Source organism: Pseudomonas sp. ef1 (assembly GCF_007293365.2).
Classification (GTDB): domain Bacteria; phylum Pseudomonadota; class Gammaproteobacteria; order Pseudomonadales; family Pseudomonadaceae; genus Aquipseudomonas; species Aquipseudomonas siliginis.
On the sequence record NZ_CM129815.1, the window covers coordinates 2,203,239 to 2,220,919 of the forward strand.

The 17,681-nt window shown below is 60.4% G+C and carries 16 protein-coding genes and 1 pseudogene; 11 read left to right on the top strand and 6 right to left on the bottom strand.

Features of this window, described 5'->3' with window-relative positions:
- Window positions 1–144 precede the first annotated feature (144 nt).
- The 6 genes from adk (at window position 145) to FEE99_RS09905 (ending at window position 4,553) form a co-directional block, all read left to right on the top strand.
- On the top strand, window positions 145–795 hold the full coding sequence (adk, locus tag FEE99_RS09880; RefSeq protein WP_039762420.1) for an adenylate kinase: 651 nt from the start codon (window positions 145–147) through the stop codon (window positions 793–795).
- Window positions 796–890: 95 nt separating this feature from the next.
- Window positions 891–1,565, top strand: coding sequence for a tRNA (adenosine(37)-N6)-threonylcarbamoyltransferase complex dimerization subunit type 1 TsaB (gene tsaB / locus FEE99_RS09885; protein WP_041478157.1), 675 nt, complete (start codon window positions 891–893; stop codon window positions 1,563–1,565).
- Window positions 1,566–1,822: 257 nt separating this feature from the next.
- Window positions 1,823–2,131, top strand: a complete 309-nt coding sequence (locus tag FEE99_RS09890) for a hypothetical protein (protein ID WP_016771497.1) — start codon at window positions 1,823–1,825, stop codon at window positions 2,129–2,131.
- Window positions 2,131–2,991, top strand: a complete 861-nt coding sequence (locus tag FEE99_RS09895; RefSeq protein ID WP_041478155.1) for a DUF72 domain-containing protein — start codon at window positions 2,131–2,133, stop codon at window positions 2,989–2,991. Before FEE99_RS09890 ends, FEE99_RS09895 begins: the two co-directional genes overlap by 1 nt.
- Window positions 2,992–3,021: 30 nt before the next feature.
- The gene (locus FEE99_RS09900; RefSeq protein ID WP_041478153.1) at window positions 3,022–3,858 is read left to right on the top strand and encodes an isocitrate lyase/PEP mutase family protein; all 837 of its coding nucleotides are present in this window, start codon (window positions 3,022–3,024) and stop codon (window positions 3,856–3,858) included.
- 2 nt (window positions 3,859–3,860) lie between these two features.
- On the top strand, window positions 3,861–4,553 hold the full coding sequence (locus tag FEE99_RS09905) for an extensin-like domain-containing protein (protein WP_041478152.1): 693 nt from the start codon (window positions 3,861–3,863) through the stop codon (window positions 4,551–4,553).
- Between the two features lie 3 nt (window positions 4,554–4,556).
- Here the strand turns inward: FEE99_RS09905 and FEE99_RS09910 are convergent, their stop codons facing one another.
- A complete protein-coding gene (locus FEE99_RS09910) occupies window positions 4,557–5,177 on the bottom strand; it encodes a hypothetical protein (RefSeq protein ID WP_041478150.1) in 621 nt (206 codons plus the stop codon).
- 92 nt (window positions 5,178–5,269) lie between these two features.
- Between FEE99_RS09910 and FEE99_RS09915 the strand changes: the two genes are divergently transcribed.
- On the top strand, window positions 5,270–6,052 hold the full coding sequence (locus FEE99_RS09915; protein WP_041478224.1) for a class I SAM-dependent methyltransferase: 783 nt from the start codon (window positions 5,270–5,272) through the stop codon (window positions 6,050–6,052).
- 76 nt (window positions 6,053–6,128) lie between these two features.
- Here the strand turns inward: FEE99_RS09915 and FEE99_RS09920 are convergent, their stop codons facing one another.
- Complete coding sequence (locus tag FEE99_RS09920; RefSeq protein ID WP_041478149.1) at window positions 6,129–6,782, bottom strand: TetR/AcrR family transcriptional regulator; 654 nt, start codon at window positions 6,780–6,782, stop codon at window positions 6,129–6,131.
- A 94-nt stretch (window positions 6,783–6,876) separates the two neighbouring features.
- Here FEE99_RS09920 and FEE99_RS09925 point away from each other — a divergent pair, with 94 nt between their 5' ends.
- The 3 genes from FEE99_RS09925 to FEE99_RS09935 all read left to right on the top strand — a co-directional run bounded on the left by FEE99_RS09925 (window position 6,877) and on the right by FEE99_RS09935 (window position 13,009).
- Window positions 6,877–7,977, top strand: coding sequence for an efflux RND transporter periplasmic adaptor subunit (locus FEE99_RS09925; RefSeq protein ID WP_041478148.1), 1,101 nt, complete (start codon window positions 6,877–6,879; stop codon window positions 7,975–7,977).
- A 6-nt stretch (window positions 7,978–7,983) separates the two neighbouring features.
- The gene (locus FEE99_RS09930; RefSeq protein WP_041478146.1) at window positions 7,984–11,052 is read left to right on the top strand and encodes an efflux RND transporter permease subunit; all 3,069 of its coding nucleotides are present in this window, start codon (window positions 7,984–7,986) and stop codon (window positions 11,050–11,052) included.
- Between the two features lie 565 nt (window positions 11,053–11,617).
- On the top strand, window positions 11,618–13,009 hold the full coding sequence (locus tag FEE99_RS09935) for a Fic family protein (protein WP_041478145.1): 1,392 nt from the start codon (window positions 11,618–11,620) through the stop codon (window positions 13,007–13,009).
- Here the strand turns inward: FEE99_RS09935 and FEE99_RS09940 are convergent.
- From FEE99_RS09940 to plsB, 3 genes are all read right to left on the bottom strand, one after another.
- Window positions 13,006–13,695, bottom strand: a complete 690-nt coding sequence (locus FEE99_RS09940; protein ID WP_041478144.1) for a DUF4197 domain-containing protein — start codon at window positions 13,693–13,695, stop codon at window positions 13,006–13,008. The genes FEE99_RS09935 and FEE99_RS09940 overlap by 4 nt on opposite strands.
- A gap of 27 nt (window positions 13,696–13,722) precedes the next feature.
- Entirely contained in the window at window positions 13,723–14,121 is a 399-nt protein-coding gene (locus FEE99_RS09945; RefSeq protein WP_041478142.1) for a YbaY family lipoprotein, read from the bottom strand.
- A gap of 119 nt (window positions 14,122–14,240) precedes the next feature.
- Window positions 14,241–16,742: a glycerol-3-phosphate 1-O-acyltransferase PlsB gene (gene plsB, locus FEE99_RS09950; RefSeq protein ID WP_041478140.1), complete on the bottom strand. Its 2,502-nt coding sequence runs from the start codon at window positions 16,740–16,742 to the stop codon at window positions 14,241–14,243.
- A gap of 236 nt (window positions 16,743–16,978) precedes the next feature.
- Here plsB and FEE99_RS09955 point away from each other — a divergent pair.
- Window positions 16,979–17,187: pseudogene (locus FEE99_RS09955) on the top strand (cold-shock protein).
- An 83-nt stretch (window positions 17,188–17,270) separates the two neighbouring features.
- Here FEE99_RS09955 and FEE99_RS09960 read toward each other — a convergent pair.
- A complete protein-coding gene (locus tag FEE99_RS09960; RefSeq protein ID WP_016771488.1) occupies window positions 17,271–17,648 on the bottom strand; it encodes a hypothetical protein in 378 nt (125 codons plus the stop codon).
- Between the last annotated feature and the right edge of the window lie 33 nt (window positions 17,649–17,681).

Below are 17,681 nucleotides of genomic sequence, written 5' to 3' on the forward strand. Positions count from 1 at the left end.
GTCTTGTGTGGGCGCAGCCTGCTGTGTATCTTGATCAGCCTTTGGCCGTTTGTGCGGCCACGACCCGTATTTTCAGGATCCGCCGGTTACGAGCGAATCCTTTGTTTTGTAAAGCTTTTATATAAAAAATTGAGGAGCACATCGATGCGCGTCATTCTGCTGGGAGCTCCCGGGGCCGGTAAAGGTACTCAGGCAAAGTTCATCACCGAGAAATTCGGCATTCCGCAAATCTCCACCGGCGACATGCTGCGTGCTGCGGTCAAGGCTGGCACTCCACTGGGCGTGCAAGCCAAGAGCATCATGGATGCCGGCGGCCTGGTGTCGGATGACCTGATCATCGCGCTGGTCAAGGACCGCATCGCTCAACCTGATTGCGCCAACGGTTTCCTGTTCGACGGCTTCCCGCGCACCATTCCGCAGGCTGAAGCGCTGGTCACTGCCGGTGTCGAGCTGGATGCCGTGGTCGAGATCGCTGTAGAAGACGAAGAAATCGTTCAGCGCATCGCCGGTCGCCGTGTTCACGAAGCCAGCGGCCGCGTTTACCACATCGTCTACAACCCGCCGAAACTGGCTGGCAAGGACGACATCACCGGCGAAGAGCTGGTACAGCGCAAGGACGACACTGAAGAAACCGTGCGTCATCGCCTGTCGGTCTACCACTCGCAGACCAAACCGCTGGTGGAGTTCTACCAGAACCTTTCCGCCAAGAACGGCGGCAAGCCAAAGTACAGCCACATTCCAGGCGTAGGTTCGGTCGATGCGATCACCGCCAAGGTGTTGGCCGCGCTGAGCTGAAAAGTCTGAACCGCAGCATCAATCCACGGCCCGCTTGCGGGCCGTAGTTGTTTATACTGACGCACTTTTTTCCCACCCCTGTTTTGGAAACATCGATGAGCACCTTGCTGGCCCTGGACACCGCGACTGAAGCTTGCTCCGTTGCCTTGCTGCATGACGGCAAGGTCACGAGCCATTACGAGGTGATCCCGCGCCTGCATGCGCAGAAGCTGCTGCCGATGATTCAGCAATTGCTCGCGGATGCCGGCACCACGCTGCAAGCGGTCGACGCGATTGCTTTCGGCCGTGGCCCGGGCGCGTTTACCGGTGTGCGCATTGCCATTGGTGTGGTGCAGGGTTTGGCCTTTGCTCTGGATCGTCCGGTGTTGCCGGTATCCAACCTTGCCGTGCTGGCCCAGCGTGCCTTTCGTGAGCATGGTGTAAGCCAGGTCGCGGCTGCGATCGATGCGCGGATGGATGAGGTGTATTGGGGCTGCTACCGCGAGACGGCGGGGGAGATGCGTCTGGTTGGCGCCGAAGCGGTGTTGCCGCCGGAGGTGGCTGCGCTACCGGGCGATGCCACAGGTGACTGGTTCGGTGCCGGTACCGGTTGGGGTTACGGCGAGCGCATCGCGGTCAATCTGAGCGGCTCCGACGCCGGCATGCTGCCCCACGCCGAAGACCTGCTGACCCTGGCGCGTTTCGCCTGGGAGCGCGGTGAGGCGATCCCGGCAGATGACGCGCAGCCGGTTTACTTGCGCGATAAAGTTGCCACCCCCAAAGCCCGCTGATACGACACTTTCTCCTGTGGGAGCGAGCCTGCTCGCGAAGGCTTCTGGTCAGTCAATGCATGTGTTGAATGTGCTGAACCCTTCGCGAGCAGGCTCGTTCCCACAGGTTCGCGGTCACATACAAATATCGCCAATCGTCAGTTTCTGCCCCCTCGCTTAAAACCTTTTGCGCTTTATGTGTTCTAGTTATCACTCGGCGGTTTGCTAAGTCGGTCAAGTGCCGCTAAATTGCCATCATTGATACCGAGCATGACATTATGCGTATAGACGGCGTTTCCACTCAGTCCTACCCCATCAAGCGCAAGCCGCGTAAAGGCAATGCGGCGCTGGATGAGTCCGTCGAGATCATCGACGGCGAGCTGGAATTCCCGAGCGAAGAGCAGTTGGCCGCCCGTGCTGCCCAAGCTACCGCGCAACGCCTGAGCAACCTGCCTGCCCGTCAACAAGACATGATCTACCACCGCGCGATGAAGAAAAGCGTAGCCATGGCTCTGGCCAGCTACCTGAGCACCGCCGGTTTTGTCGATTGGGACGCAGACGTGCTGGGCCTCGATCTGTATATCTGATGGATCTGCCTTACTACCTCGGTTGCCCGTCCTGGAGCGAAAATGCCTGGCGCGAGTATCTGTATCCGGTAGACGCAAAAACCTCCGACTTTCTCGCTCTCTACTGCCAGGTGTTCAACGCCGTTGAAGGCAACACCACCTTCTACGCCAGCCCGTCGCCAGCCACTGTGCAACGCTGGGCCGAGATCATGCCGGCGCACTTTCGCTTCACTGCCAAATTCCCCGGCGACATCAGCCACAGCGGCGACTTGCGCGAGCAACTGACCGCTGCCGAAACCTTCCTGCAATTACTCAAGCCGTTAGGCGAACGTGTTTCGCCGCTGTGGCTGCAACTGTCGAAAAGCTTCACGCCGCAGCGTCTGCCGGAGCTCGCGGCGTTTATCGATGCACTGGATTGCCCGCTTGCGGTCGAGGTGCGCAATGAACAGTTCTTCGCCAAGGGCGAGAGCGAGCGTCTGCTCAATCGTCTGTTGCTGGATCGCGGTGTCGAGCGCATCTGTCTCGACCCGCGCGCGCTGTTCAGTTGCTTGTCGACCGAGTCCTCGGTGATCCACGCGCAGTCGAAAAAGCCGCGAGTGCCGACCCGTCCGGCGGCGTTCACGCAGTTTCCGCAGGTGCGCTTCATCGGCCATCCCGAGCTTGAGGCCAACGATGCGTTTCTCGTGCCGTGGGTGGCGAAGATTGCTGAATGGATCGAAGAGGGGCGCACGCCCTACGTTTTTCTGCACACCGCTGACAACCTGTTGGCAGCGAAACTGGCGCAACGTTTTCATGCACAACTGATGCAACGTTTGCCTGGCTTGCCCGCGCTGCCTGAGCTATACAGAGAACCCGCCGCCGAGCAGCTTGGCTTGCTCTGAGGCGGGTTTTTTCTGCCCGGGAGGCCGTCGATGAACGTCCAAGTCAGTCAACAGCAACGCCTCAAAGCCCAAGCCTTCAAGGCCCTGCATGATCGCCAGGGGATCTTCGTCATCCCTAATCCGTGGGATGCCGGCTCGGCGAAGATGCTCGCCGGTCTTGGCTATCAGGCCTTGGCAACCACCAGTGCCGGTTACGCGTTTTCCCAAGGCAAGGCTGATGGCGCGTTGAGTCTCGACGAGACCCTGGCCAATGTCCGGGCGATTGTCGCGGCGACGGATCTGCCGGTTGCGGTGGATCTGGAAAACGGCTTTGCCGATGATCCGGTCGAGTCTGCGCAGAGTCTGTTGCGCGCCGCCGAAGCGGGCGCGGTGGGCGGGTCGATCGAAGACGCTACGGGACGTCCGGACGCGCCGATCTATTGCTTCGAACACGCCGTTGCACGGATTGAAGCCGCTGTCGCGGCGGTGCGCACGCTGCCGTTTCCCTTCATCCTCACTGCTCGCGCGGAAAATTACCTGCACGGTAATCCTGATCTCGACGACACCATTCGCCGTTTGCAGGCATTTGCCGAAGCCGGAGCCGACGTGCTCTATGCGCCGGGTTTGCGCAGCGCCGAAGAAGTGCGCGCAGTGGTGCAAGCGGTGGCGCCGAAACCGGTCAATGTGTTGATGTCTGGCGGTTTGAAACTGACCGTGCAACAGCTCGAGGAACTGGGCGTCCGGCGGATCAGCACCGGCTCGGCACTGGCGCTGGCGGCGTTCGGCGAGTTCTTCCGCGCGGCTGAGGAAATCCAGCAATCCGGCACCTTTGGCTTCACGTCACAGTCGATGCCGTACGCCCGGGCCAACCAATTCTTCAAGGGCTGAGCATGGGACGTTGGCTGTTCTGGGGGGTGTTGCTCGCGATCGCTGGTGGCGCGGTGAGTGTCTGGCGTGGCTGGCTGGACGTGCCGCCGCAGTGGAACCCGTGGGCGCCATTGGACATTAAAGCCGCGCCCAACTGGCTCACCGGTTACAAACTCATGCGCCTGCGCAGCGATCCTGAGCTTTGCGCACAGGCGCTGAGCAGCTCGGATCTGCGCGTCAGCCCCCAGGCCGACAGCCCCGGCGCCAAGTGTCCGCTGGTCGGTGCTCTGCGGGTGCAGGGCGGTGGAGTGGCGCTGAGCAGCAGTTTCATCGCCAGTTGCCCGCTCGCGGTGGCCTACGCGATGTTCGAACACCACACCCTGCAACCGGCCGCGCAATCGGCTTATGGCCAGAAGATTGCGCGGGTCGATCACCTCGGCAGCTTTGCCTGTCGCAATGTCTACAACCGTGAGAGCGGTGCCCTCAGTCGACATGCCAGTGCCGACGCGCTGGACATTGCCGGTTTCCGTCTGGCTGGCGGACGCACGATCAGCGTGCTCAGGGATTGGCCCAAGCAAAACCAGGACGCAGAGTTTCTCCGCCAAGTGCGCGACGGCGCCTGCGAGTCATTCAGTGTGGTGTTGAGCCCGGATTACAACGCCGCCCATCGCAATCACTTTCATGTCGATGTCGGGCGCTGGAGCGTGTGTCGCTGAGGATCAGGCGGCGAGGCGCAGGTTCTGCAGAACGATCGGGCGAGCCCAGCCATTATCGAAGTCCAGAGCTTTCTGCTGCTCGACGATTTCTTCCGGCGGGAACGGCGGGCAAGGCTTCTGCAGCAAGTCCAGATCGAACTCGGCAATCGGAAGGTACAGCGGACGTTTCTGCGGCGCAGGGCCTGGCTCCGGCACTGGCTGGCCATTGTTGATCACAATCGGGCGTACCCAGCTGCTGTCGAAATCCTGTTGCTCTTGCTGGGCTTTGAGCTCTTCCGGCGGGAACGGTGGGAACGGCTTGTCCAGCAGCTCCATTTCGAACTCGGCGATCGGCAGGAACAGTGGCTCCGGCGGGCGAACCTGGGTTTCGACCACGTCGCACTCACGCTGGCTGACGATGTGCGCGTGCAGCTCGCTGCCAACGGTCGGTTCTTCCGGGCTGTTCAGGTCAACCGGTGGAAACGTGCCACAGGCAGGCACCACTTCACTCGTCTGTTCGGCCAGGGCCTGGGCAAAGAAATCCTGCCACAGGTGACTGACGCCGCTCAGTGCTTGAGTGTTATGACGGCTGAAGTCGCCATGGGGCGAAACGTAGCCAATCGATGTGGGAAGAATGCCTGACATTTTTTTCGGTTGACGCTCAGCTCTGGCAAAATGCGCGTTGAATGGTTTATCGGCGGTTTTTGTCGATCCTTAACTTTTTTGAGCGTTTTTTCATGATCGAGTCACCTGCGGCCTGCCGCATCCATGTCCAGGCCCTCGCCCCGACGTTTCAAGCACAAGCCGCACACTGGGCCGAACGTCTCGGCCTGCCGCTCGGCGAGGCGGACGGCGAGTTCGTCTTGCAGGTCGGCGAGCAGGGTTTGCAGTTGCAGCAGCTTGGCCCGGATGCGCCTGGACCGGTGCGGGTCGACTTCGTCGAAGGCGGCGCGGCGCATCGTCGTTTGTATGGCGGCGGTAGCGGCCAGATGATTGCCAAGGCTGTCGGCATCGCCCAAGGCGTGCGCCCGCGTGTGCTGGATGCCACGGCGGGCTTGGGCAAGGATGCATTTGTGCTGGCCAGTCTCGGTTGTGAAATGAGCCTGATCGAGCGTCAGCCGCTGATCGGCGCACTGCTTGAGGACGGCTTGGCGCGGGCGGCGGAAGATTTCGACGTGGCGCCGATCGTGGCGCGGATGAAATTGCTCAAGGGCAACTCCATCGAAGTGATGCGCAGTTGGGAAGGGGAGCCGCCGCAGGTGATCTATCTCGACCCGATGTTCCCGCATCGCGAGAAAACCGCGCTGGTGAAAAAGGAAATGCGCCTGTTCCGCCCGCTGGTCGGTGATGATCCGGATGCACCGGCCCTGCTTGAAGCGGCGCTGGCCTTGGCCACGCATCGGGTGGTAGTCAAACGCCCGCGCAAGGCGCCGTGCATCGAAGGGCCGAAACCGAGCCATGCGCTGGATGGCAAATCGAGCCGGTATGACATTTATCCGAAGAAAGCGCTGAAGCCTTAGAAGCAGCTGCAATCTGCAAGCTGCAAGCCAGAGCCAGAGCCAAGTCACTGCTTTTGCTTTTTCTTGCAGCTTGTAGCTAGAAGCTCGCAGCTGCTCCTCCCCCATAGGCCCTCATAAACAACCCCACCACCTCCTGCACATGCCGTTCCGCTGCCTCTCCGGTCAGCGGCTCGCCGCAGCCGTACAACAAACGAAAATTTCCCGCGCCTTTGATCAGGCAGAAGAAATGCTCGGCGGCATTGCGTGGCTGGTCGATGCTCAGCGCGCCGGTTGCATGGATTTTCGCCAGCAGACCTTCCATGCCGTTGACCACGCGCTCTGGGCCGGCCTCGAAGAAGATCAGCGACAGCTTCGGGTCCTGACTGCCCAGCGCCATGATCAGGCGGTGCAGGTTCACTGATTCATCGCTGTTGATCAGTTGGTGAAAGCCCCGGGCAATGTTCAGCAATACATTTTCCACCGCGATGCCGTCCGGCAATTCGAAGAACAGCGGCGGCAATTGTTCCTCGCATTTGGCGACGACGGCAGCGGAGAACAGCGTCTCCTTGTCGTTGAAATGGCTGTAGACCGTCAGCTTCGACACGCCGGCCTCGCTGGCAACCGCGTCCATGCTGGTGTTGGCGTAGCCATGACAGAGAAACAATGTTTTCGCCGCATCCAGGATCGCCTGGCGTTTGGCCAGATCCTTGGGGCGGCCCGGGCCGTTTGGAGCTGAAAGATTGTTCGACATTCTTCGCTTTTAATACTGGACTGGTGAGTTTGCTATTAATACCATACCCGCCAGTATAAATATTCCAAGCCTCATTCGCGAAAGGTCCGTCACCATGTTCCGCCATGCGTTGTCCTTTGCCGTGCCAGTCAGTCTGGCGTTCCTGTTATCGGCGTGCGGTCAGGAGGAGGTGACGAAAGTCACCGTGCGCCCGGCCATGGTGGTGCAACCCGAGCCTTCGGCGCAGGCGATGGAAAGTTATCCGGGCGAGGTGCGAGCCCGCTATGAGCCTGATCTGGCGTTCCGCATCGGCGGCAAAGTCAGCCGACGACTGGTCGACGAAGGCCAGCGCGTCAAAGCCGATCAGCCTCTGGCCGAACTCGATCCGCAGGATGTGCGCCTGCAACTGGAAGCTACCCGCGCGCAGGTCGCCGCCGCCGAGGCCAATCTGAACCTGGTCCGCGCCGAACGGGATCGCTATAAAACCCTGATGGATCGGCAGATGGTCAGCCGCTCGGCCTACGACAATGCCGAAAACCTATATCGCTCCGGCGAAGCCCGCCTTAAACAAATCAAAGCTGAATTCAACGTTTCGACCAACCAGGCCAGTTACGCGGTACTGCGTGCGCCACAGGATGGCGTGGTGGCCAAGCGTTCGGTGGAAGTCGGCCAGGTGGTCGCCGCCGGGCAAACCGTGTTCACCCTCGCCACCGATGGTGAGCGCGAAGTGTTGATCAGCCTGCCGGAGCAAAGCTTTGGCCGCTTCAAGGTTGGTCAGCCGGTTACCGTGGAATTGTGGGCACAGCAGAATCAACGCTTCGCCGGGCAGATCCGCGAGTTGTCGCCGTCCGCCGATCCGCGCTCACGCACTTTTGCTGCGCGTATCTCGTTCACCAGCGGCAAAGTCCCGGCTGAACTGGGGCAGAGCGCCCGGGTGTTCGTGCAATCGGCTGACAGTGTCTCGCTGTCCATACCGCTTTCCGCGCTGACCGCTGAAAACGGCGCGACCTACGTCTGGGTGGTCAACGGCAACAACACGTTGAAGAAAACCCCGGTGCGGGTCGGTCCGTTCGGCGAGAAAAGCGTGGCGGTGCTCGAGGGGCTCAATGCCAGCGACTGGGTAGTGGCTGCCGGCGTTCATGTGCTGCTCGACGGCCAGCAGGTGCGGCCGGTGGATCGCTCCAACCGTGTGGTCAATCTGGCGAACAAGGAGTAAGCCCCAATGCGCTTCAACCTCTCCGAATGGGCGTTGCGTAATCGCCAGATCGTACTGTTCCTGATGCTTTTGCTCGCCGTTGTCGGCGCGTTGTCCTACACCAAACTCGGCCAGAGCGAAGACCCGCCGTTCACTTTCAAGGCGATGGTCATTCAGACCCGCTGGCCCGGTGCGACCGCGCAGGAAGTCTCGCGCCAGGTTACTGAACGGATCGAAAAGAAACTGATGGAAACCGGCGAGTACGAACGCATCATGTCGTTCTCCCGCCCCGGTGAATCCCAGGTGACCTTCATCGCCCGCGACTCGATGCACTCCAAGCAAATCCCCGATCTCTGGTATCAGTTGCGCAAGAAGGTCGGCGATATCCGCCAGACCTTGCCGCCGGGAATTCAGGGGCCGTTCTTCAACGATGAGTTCGGCACCACCTTCGGCAATATCTACGCATTGACCGGTGACGGTTTCGACTACGCCGTGCTCAAGGATTACGCCGACCGCATCCAGATTCAGTTGCAACGGGTCAAGGACGTCGGCAAGGTCGAACTGCTTGGGTTACAGGACGAGAAAATCTGGGTCGAGCTGTCCAACGTCAAACTCGCCACCCTCGGCTTGCCGCTGGCGGCAGTGCAGCAGGCGCTGGAGGAACAAAACGCGGTGTCCACGGCGGGGTTCTTTGAAACCGGCAGCGAGCGCTTGCAGCTACGCGTCTCGGGGAATTTTCAGACAGTCGATGAGATAAAGAACTTTCCGATCCGCGTCGCCGATCGTACGTTCCGTATCTCCGATATCGCCGATGTGCGTCGCGGTTTCAGCGACCCACCGGCGCCGCGCATGCGTTTCATGGGCGACGATGCGATCGGTCTGGCCGTGGCGATGAAGGACGGCGGCGACATTCTGGTCCTGGGCAAGGCGCTGGAGGGCGAGTTCTCGCGGATCCAGAAAAACCTCCCGGCCGGCATGCAACTGCGCAAGGTGTCCGATCAGCCGGCAGCGGTAAAAACCGGCGTCGGCGAGTTCGTCCAGGTGTTGGTCGAGGCACTGGCGATCGTCTTGCTGGTGAGCTTCTTCTCCCTCGGCGTGCGCACTGGCATGGTCGTAGCGCTGACCATTCCGCTGGTGCTGGCGATGACCTTCGCCTGCATGTATTACCTCGGCATCGGCCTGCACAAGATTTCCCTCGGTGCGCTGGTGCTGGCGCTGGGTCTGCTGGTGGACGATGCGATCATCGCCGTGGAAATGATGGCGATCAAAATGGAGCAGGGTTTCGACCGCATTCGCGCGGCGAGTTATGCCTGGACCAGCACCGCATTCCCGATGCTCACCGGCACGCTGATCACCGCCGCCGGCTTCCTGCCGATTGCCACTGCGCAGTCCGGCACCGGCGAATACACCCGTTCGATTTTCCAGGTGGTGACCATTGCCTTGCTCGCCTCATGGGTCGCGGCGGTCATGTTCGTGCCGTATCTGGGGGAAAAACTCCTGCCGGATCTGGCGAAAATTCATGCGGCGAAACACGGCACAGGCGATGGTCAGCCGGACCCCTATGCGACGCCGTTCTATCAGCGCGTGCGGCGTCTGGTGGAGTGGTGCGTGGCCCATCGCAAGACCGTGATCGTGCTGACGGTGGGGCTGTTTATTGCCTCGGTGATGTTGTTCCGCTTTGTCCCGCAGCAATTCTTCCCGGCCTCAAATCGACTGGAGTTGATGGTCGATCTGAAACTGGCCGAAGGCGTTTCTCTGGCCAATACCACCAGCGAAGTCAAACGCCTCGAAGCGCTGCTCAAGGAGCACGCCGGCATCGACAATTACGTGGCCTACGTCGGCACCGGTTCGCCGCGCTTTTATCTGCCGCTGGATCAGCAACTGCCGGCGGCGAGTTTTGCCCAGTTCGTGGTGTTGGCAAAAACCATCGAAGAGCGTGAAGCGCTGCGCAGCTGGTTGATCGAAACCCTCAACGAACAGTTCCCGGCCCTGCGTTCGCGGGTCACCCGTTTGGAAAACGGACCGCCGGTTGGCTATCCGGTGCAGTTCCGCGTCACTGGCGAGCACATCGAAGAAGTCCGTGCGTTGGCGCGCAAAGTGGCGGCAAAGGTTCGCGAGAATCCGCACGTGGTCAACGTGCATCTGGACTGGGAGGAGCCGAGCAAAGTTGTCTACCTGAATATCGACCAGGATCGCGCCCGCGCCCTCGGTGTGAGCACGGCCAATCTGGCGAAATTCCTGCAGAGTTCGCTGGTCGGCTCGACGGTCAGCCAGTACCGCGAAGACAACGAATTGATCGAGATTCTGCTGCGCGGCACCGTGCACGAGCGCACTGAATTGTCGTTGTTGCCGAGCCTCGCGGTGCCGACGGATAACGGTCGCAGTGTGGCGTTGTCGCAGATTGCCACGCTGGAATACGGCTTCGAGGAAGGCATCATCTGGCACCGCAATCGGCTGCCGAACGTGACGGTGCGCGCCGACATTTACGGCAAGGAGCAACCGGCGACGCTGGTCAAGCAGATCATGCCGACGCTGGACCCGATTCGCGCCGAATTGCCCGATGGTTATCTGCTGGATGTGGGCGGCACTGTGGAGGATTCCGAGCGCGGGCAGAAGTCGGTGAATGCCGGGGTGCCGATGTTCATTGTCGTGGTGTTGACCTTGCTGATGGTGCAGTTGCGCAGTTTCTCGCGCACGGCGATGGTGTTTCTGACGGCGCCGTTGGGGTTGATCGGGGTGACGTTGTTTCTGATGGTGTTCCGGCAGCCGTTCGGGTTTGTGGCGATGCTGGGGACCATCGCGTTGTCCGGGATGATCATGCGCAATTCGGTGATTCTGGTCGATCAGATCGAGCAGGATATCGCTTCGGGGCTTAAGCCTTGGCAGGCGATTATCGAGGCGACGGTGCGGCGCTTCAGGCCGATTGTGTTGACGGCGCTGGCGGCGGTGCTGGCGATGATTCCGCTGTCGCGCAGTGTGTTTTTCGGGCCGATGGCGGTGGCGATCATGGGCGGGCTGATTGTGGCTACGGCGCTGACGCTGTTGTTTTTGCCGGCGTTGTATGCGGCCTGGTTTCGGGTGCGTAAGGAGGCTTGAGGTTTTTGTGTCGTGGCGGCCTTCGGGCCGACCATGACGTGGGGTTTTGGGTGTATATCCGTTGCTGTGGGTGTTGCTGATTACGGTTCCGCCCTTACGGCGGGTCACCTTTTTCAAACGCCAAAAAGGTAACCCAAAACGCTTGCTCCTGCGTTCGGCCCTCGCAGGCTCGGGTTCCTTCGCTGCGGGATCGATCCGGGCGCAGCGGCTACGGTTTGCTTCGCTGCACCTCCTTCCGCTGTGTCTGGCTGCGCCAGACGGTCGCTGCGCTCCCACGCCCGGATCAATCCCTCCACTCAGCCTTCCGACGTCGCCGGTGGATCAAGATCAAGAGCACTCGAGCTTGCGCTCATTGTTGAGTGGGGCGGCTTTGCCGCGGGCAGCTGCGCTGCTTTGCTTTTGTGGGAGCGAGCCTGCTCGCGAAGGCGGTCTGACAGCCAATTCATTTCGAATCGCCAATTCACGCTGCTTTCCTACAGCTTCTTCAGAGTCCTCCGATCTTGAGGCGCTGGCCGTCCAATGCTGTACTCCGGGTTCTGCTTTTCCGAGTCCTTGAGTCTGTCTGATGAAGAAACCACCGACATTAGCTGGCAGAACGGATCCTGTTTTCGACCTGTTGGCCCGCTCGCCCCACAAGCAACGACTTGCGGATTATCTGGCGCTGCTCAAGCCGCTCGATGATCAGGGGCGCTATCTGCCATTCGAGGCGTTGCGCTATCGCTGGGCGGCTGGGTTGGACGCGAATCTTTGTTGGGCGTTGGTGAAGAAGGCGCGGGCGGCCCAGTACATTCATTTGTTGCCGTTGGGCGAGCCGGTGCAGTGGGGCAAATACGTGCCAACGCCGTTGGCGCAGAAAACCTTGGCTGTGGTGGATCGTTACGCCAGTACGGCCGCGCTGGATTACATGACAAGTCAGATCGGCGAGCGGGCGCATTTCTCCTGTCTGCTCAATGACCTGATCGAAGACGAAGCCATCGCCAGTAGCCAGTTGGAGGGCGCGGCGACTACCACGCGCGTAGCCAGGGACATGCTCAAGCATCAGCGCCAGCCGCGGACGCCAGATGAGCGCATGGTCATGGGGAATTATCGAATGATGAATTTCGCTTGGGAAAAGCGTTATGAACCTCTGAGCATTGAGCTGATTGCAGAGATCCATCGAGTGGGTGTGGAGGGGATCGATGACGAGCAGTATTCCCCAGGATTGTTCCGGACCAATGATGAGGTGGTTGTTCAGGATGGTTCAGGCAACACCGTGCACCGACCACCTCCTGCTGCAGGATTGGTTGCGCGGTTGGCGAGGCTGTCCGCCTGGATCAACCGGCCCGCTGCCTCGATTCTGGACCAAAATTATCTGCATCCACTGATCAAGGCCGTGACGCTGCATTTCGCCATGGGTTATGAACATCCATTTCGCGACGGTAACGGGCGGGTCGCGAGAGCCTTGTTTTACTGGTTCATGTTCAAACATGAGTTCGCGGCGTTTCGCTACATTGCGATCAGTCTGCTGCTGCGCAATGCACCGGTGAAATACGGACGCTCCTACCTGCACACCGAGGCGGATGAGCTGGATCTGACTTATTTCATCGAGTTTCAATGCGCGGTTGTTTTGCGAGCCGTGGTCGGTTTTACAACTGTGTACCGCAAGAGTCTGGCAGACACTCAGGACTTTCAGCGCTGGCTGACGAGCTCTGGCGTAATTGCTCAACTGACGGAACGGCAGCGCGCGGTGTATCAGGTGGCTAAAAGCGGGGAGGCGAAGGAGTTTACGGCGAGCAATGTCGCGGAAAATTTTTCCTGCTCGGGTAGCGAGGCGGCGTCGATCCTGGAAGGGCTGGACCAATTGCAGCTTTTTGAGAGAAGGAAGATGGGGCGGGAGTGGGTGTTTTTTTTACGTAGTTCTTTACGTGGAGGCAAGCATGGGAGCGAATTGAATCGCCCCCATGTTGTAACGACTTAAAGCGTACCAAACACTTTCTTCGCCAGACTCGTCGCCGCAGCGGCCGGGTTCTGGCGGATGGTTTCTTCCTGTTTGCCGATCATCTCGAACAGGCCATTCAGTGCTTGCTCGGTGACGTAGTTCTCGACATTTGCGCTCTTCGCGTCCACCACGCCAAACGCAGCGGCCTGGCCCGCAAACGAGTTGTACTTCTGTGCGACGCCGACCTTGTCGGTGGCTTGCTTGACGATGGGCAGGAATTTCGCGCGGATCTGTTCGCGGCTGGATTTGTCCAGGTATTGGGTCGCCGAATCATTGCCGCCGCTGAGGATGCCTTTGGCGTCGGCCACGCTCATCTTCTTCACTGCATCGACGAGGATTGGCTGGGCCTGGGTCACGGCGGATTCGGCGGCTTTGTTCATCGCGGTTTCCAGTTCTTCGACCTGGGCGCCCATGCCGAAGGCTTTCATCTTGCTCGCGGCTTTGCCGAGTTTGCCCGGCAGTTCGATTTTCACTTCGGGGTTATTGCTGAAGCCGCCCGGGGTGCCGAGTTGTTTCACGGCGATCTGGGCGCCTTGGGTCAGGGCGTCCTTGAGGCCGCCGGTGGCGTCTTGCTGCGACAGGTCGCTGAGCGACAGGGCCAGGGCGTTGGCGGAGATCAGCAAGCCGGCGCAGGCGGCGGCGAAGCGAAGGGTAGGGCGGCGCATGGCGGCTTCCTTGTGGCGAAAAATGGATTAACGAACGGCGTCGACGCGGATTTTCAGCGGCTGCGGGTCGTTGCCGTCGAGTTGCACGGCGTGGTTTTCGGTGGTGATGAACATCAGCTCGCCGTTGACTTCAATGCGTGCGCTGATCGAATAACGATGGCCGGATTTGACCTGCGCCGGATCGTAGCTCAAATGGAATGGCAGCGGCACCTGGCCTTTGATCGGGCCTTTCTGTTCGGCGAGGACGATGGCGGGTGCATCGGCCAGCGACACGTCTTGCAGGCTGACGCTCAGAGTCGCGCTCGGGGGCAGGGCGATGCGTTGCAGGTAGAAGACTTCGCCGTCGAGGCTGGCCTTGCCGGCGGGTGTGGTTGATTGGCAGGCGCTGAGCAGGGTGGCGGCGGCGAGGGTCAACAGTTTTTTCATGGGTGAATCTCCTTTCAATGTGGGAGCGAGCCTGCTCGCGAAAGCGGTGGATCGGTCAAAATAAATGGCAACTGACACTCCGTCTTCGCGAGCAGGCTCGCTCCCACAGGGGTAAGGCTTCAAGCCTCAGGCTGTGGCGTGATCTGATCCGCCGCATCTTCACTGCGGTGCAGCGCGACCTGGCGGATCGACAGGCGAATCTCCGCCGGCAGCACGCGTTTGGCCGCGCCTTCGGCCAGCTCGCCGAGCAGTTCGTGGTAGCTGAGCTTGCCGGCTTCGTCGCGGCGCAGGACGTCGAGGTCGAGCAGGGTCTGGATGAAGTGGCGGAACAGACTCTTGTCGAAGAACTCCGGCGCATTCAGGCCATGGAGGATCGACAGACGCTGGGCCATGACCGTGCAGAGGTCTTCCAGCTCTTCGGCGCTGATGCTGTTCTGGCCGCTGTTGAGTAGCAGGGACACGGTCATGTAGAACCGCTGCAGGGTCTGCGCGATGCTTTTCGACAGCAGCGTCAGCAGCACGAAATGCCGCGAACTCGGCGCCGGGCGCAGGTACAGGTCTTTCTCGAAACGTAGCAGGCCCTGCTCGACGAACGCTTCCAGCCACTGATCGATCACCGCGTCGAGTTCGTCCAGGCTCCAGCGGATGAACAGCTCCGATTGCAGGTACGGATACAGCGCGCGGGTGTAGCGCAGGATCTGCTCGCGGCTCATGCGCGAGGTGCTCTGGAAGAAACTCGCCAGCAACGAGGGCAGGGCGAAAATGTGCAGGACGTTGTTGCGGTAGTAAGTCATCAGGACCGCGTTCTGCTCGTCCAGATACAGAATCTTGCCCAGCGCATCGTTCTGCTCGGCGAGCAGATCCATGTCTTTCACATGCTCGATCAGCGCGCGGCCATCGCCTTCAGGCAAGGTGGTGTGTGGCGAATACGGCACCTTGCGCAGCAGCGCCAGATACAGATCCAGCACCCGCGCCATGGCGCGATCATCCAGGGCCAGACGCGTGGTCGACAGCAGGGCCAGCGCTACCAGATTCACTGGATTGATCGCCGCCGCTTCGTTGAGGTGCCGGGCGACTTTCTCGCCGAGGCGGTTGGTGGTTTCGTTGAGCCACGCCGGTTTGAATTGCGGGCCGAGCTCCTGCCGGCGCCAGTCCGGTTGCTCGGCGTCGAGAAATTCCGCCAGTTTGATCGGCTCGCCGAAGTTGACCGCGACCTGACCGAAGCGCTGCTTGAGCGCGCCGATCACTTTGAAAATATCGAAGATCGACTCTTTCTTTTTGCTCGCGCCGCGCAGCTCACCGAGGTAGGTGCGGCCTTCGAGCACGCGCTCGTATCCGATGTACACCGGCACGAACACGATCGGCATCCGCGACGAACGCAGGAAACTGCGCAGGGTGATTGCGAGCATTCCGGTTTTCGGTTGCAGCATGCGCCCGGTGCGCGAGCGCCCGCCCTCGACGAAATACTCCACCGGGAAACCTTTGGTGAACAGCGTGTGCAGGTATTCGTTGAACACCGAGGTGTACAGCGGATTGCCCTTGAAGGTGCGGCGCATGAAGAACGCACCGCCGCGACGCAGCAGGCTACCGATCACCGGCATGTTCAGGTTGATCCCGGCGGCGATGTGCGGCGGGGTCAGACCATTGCGGAACAGCAGATAGGAAAGCAGCAGGTAATCGATGTGGCTGCGATGGCACGGCACGTAAATCACTTCGTGACCCTGCGCAACGTTCTGCACGCCCTCGATGTGATTGACCTTGATGCCGTCGTAGATCTTGTTCCAGAACCAGCTCAGCACCACTTCGAGAAAACGGATCGCGGTGTAGGTGTAGTCCGAAGCAATCTCGTTGCCATAGCGCAGGGCCTGGGCCTTGGCTTTCTCCGGGGAGATTTTCTCGCGCTCGGCTTCGTCGAGGATCGCCTGTTTGACCAACGGCTGATTGAGCAGGCCTTTGACCAGATTGCGCCGGTGAGAAATGTCCGGGCCGATCACCGCAGCTTTGAGATTGCGGAAGTGCACGCGCAGGATGCGCTGGGCCATGCGCACGGTGCGCTCGTGGCCCTTGTTGTGATCGATCAATTCGCGCAGGTGGATCGGCGCGGAAAATTGCACGCGGGTTTTACGCCCGAGGACGATGATGCTCAGCAGCCGGCGCAGGCGTCCGGTGACTGCCCAGCTGTCGGCGAACAACAGTTTCCACGGACTGTTTTCGCTGTCCGGGGACTGGCCCCAGAACACGCTGACCGGAATGATCTGCGCGTCTTCGGCAGCGTTCTGCGTCAGCGCGCTGACCAGACGGGTGAGGGTCGGCGGCGCACCACGTTTGTCCTGGCGGCCGAGCCAGTCCGGGTCCGGTGTCAGATAAAAAAACGCCGCAGGTTCGATCAGCGTACCGACCGACACCGCCAGCACCGGGCGGGGCAGGCCGGCCTTGGTGCACTCGGTGTCGACCACCGCCAGATCGGTCAGCGAAGGGTTTTGCAGGACGTAGAACACCGGACGACTGCGGTCGAGGTTAAGAGTGAACGACGACTGATTGATGGTCTCGGAGCGAACCCAGAGATACAACAGGCGGCGCAGGGTGCCAAACACAAGACGGCGGAACGGGGAACGGGTCATACGGCTTCTGCGTGAGTGGATAAAACCGAGCAGGCGCTCGGGGCGGACAGTTTGCCGTATTAGGCGAAAATCGGCAAAAAAGCGCCGAAGTAATCTCCTGTTGAGAGTTTCTTCACCTGTCATATACTCGGCGCTCTGTTGCCGGTGCCCTGTCATGGACGTCGGACGCAGGCTGACGTTCCTCTAAGGCTTTCCTGCGAAAAGCCCGTTCAATAATAAAAAAGGAGTATGAACAGATGGCAACACGCGAAACCGGCAACGTGAAGTGGTTCAACGACGCCAAAGGCTACGGCTTTATCCAGCGCGACGACGGCGTGGACGTGTTCGTGCACTACCGCGCGATACGCGGCGAAGGGCACCGCTCGCTGACCGAAGGTCAGCAGGTCGAGTATGCGGTGATCACCGGCGAGAAGGGTTGCAGGCGGAAGACGTTGTAGGCCTGTAAAAGCAGCCTCAAGCCTCAAGCCTCAAGCTGCAAGCAGTTCAGCTTGAAGCTTGAAGCTTGAAGCTTGAAGCTTTTAGCTGCCGCTAAGCGGTCTTCCAGGTGATCTCTTCTTCTCCGTCTTCGCTGATGCGAATCCAGCGATCGGCGGTTTCTTCACCTTCTTCTTCGACCCACGTCCCCGGTGCACAACGCACTTCGACGTTCAGTGCGGCAAAGGCTGCGCGGGCGCAGGCGATGTCGTCGTCCCAGGGGGTCTGGTCGCTTTCCAGGAACAGGCTGTTCCACTTGCCCACGGCTTTCGGCAGCCAGGTCACCGGCACGTTGCCGGCCTTGCACTTGTACGTCTGGCCTTTCTGTACCCAGTCGCTGCACGGGCCTAGCGCTTGGCCGAGCCAGGCGGCGATGGCCTTGTGGTCGACGTCGGCGTCTTTCAGGTAAATCTCGATGTCCGGTTGGCGCATGGATGTCCTCACTGCGGGTCTGAAAAATCCATT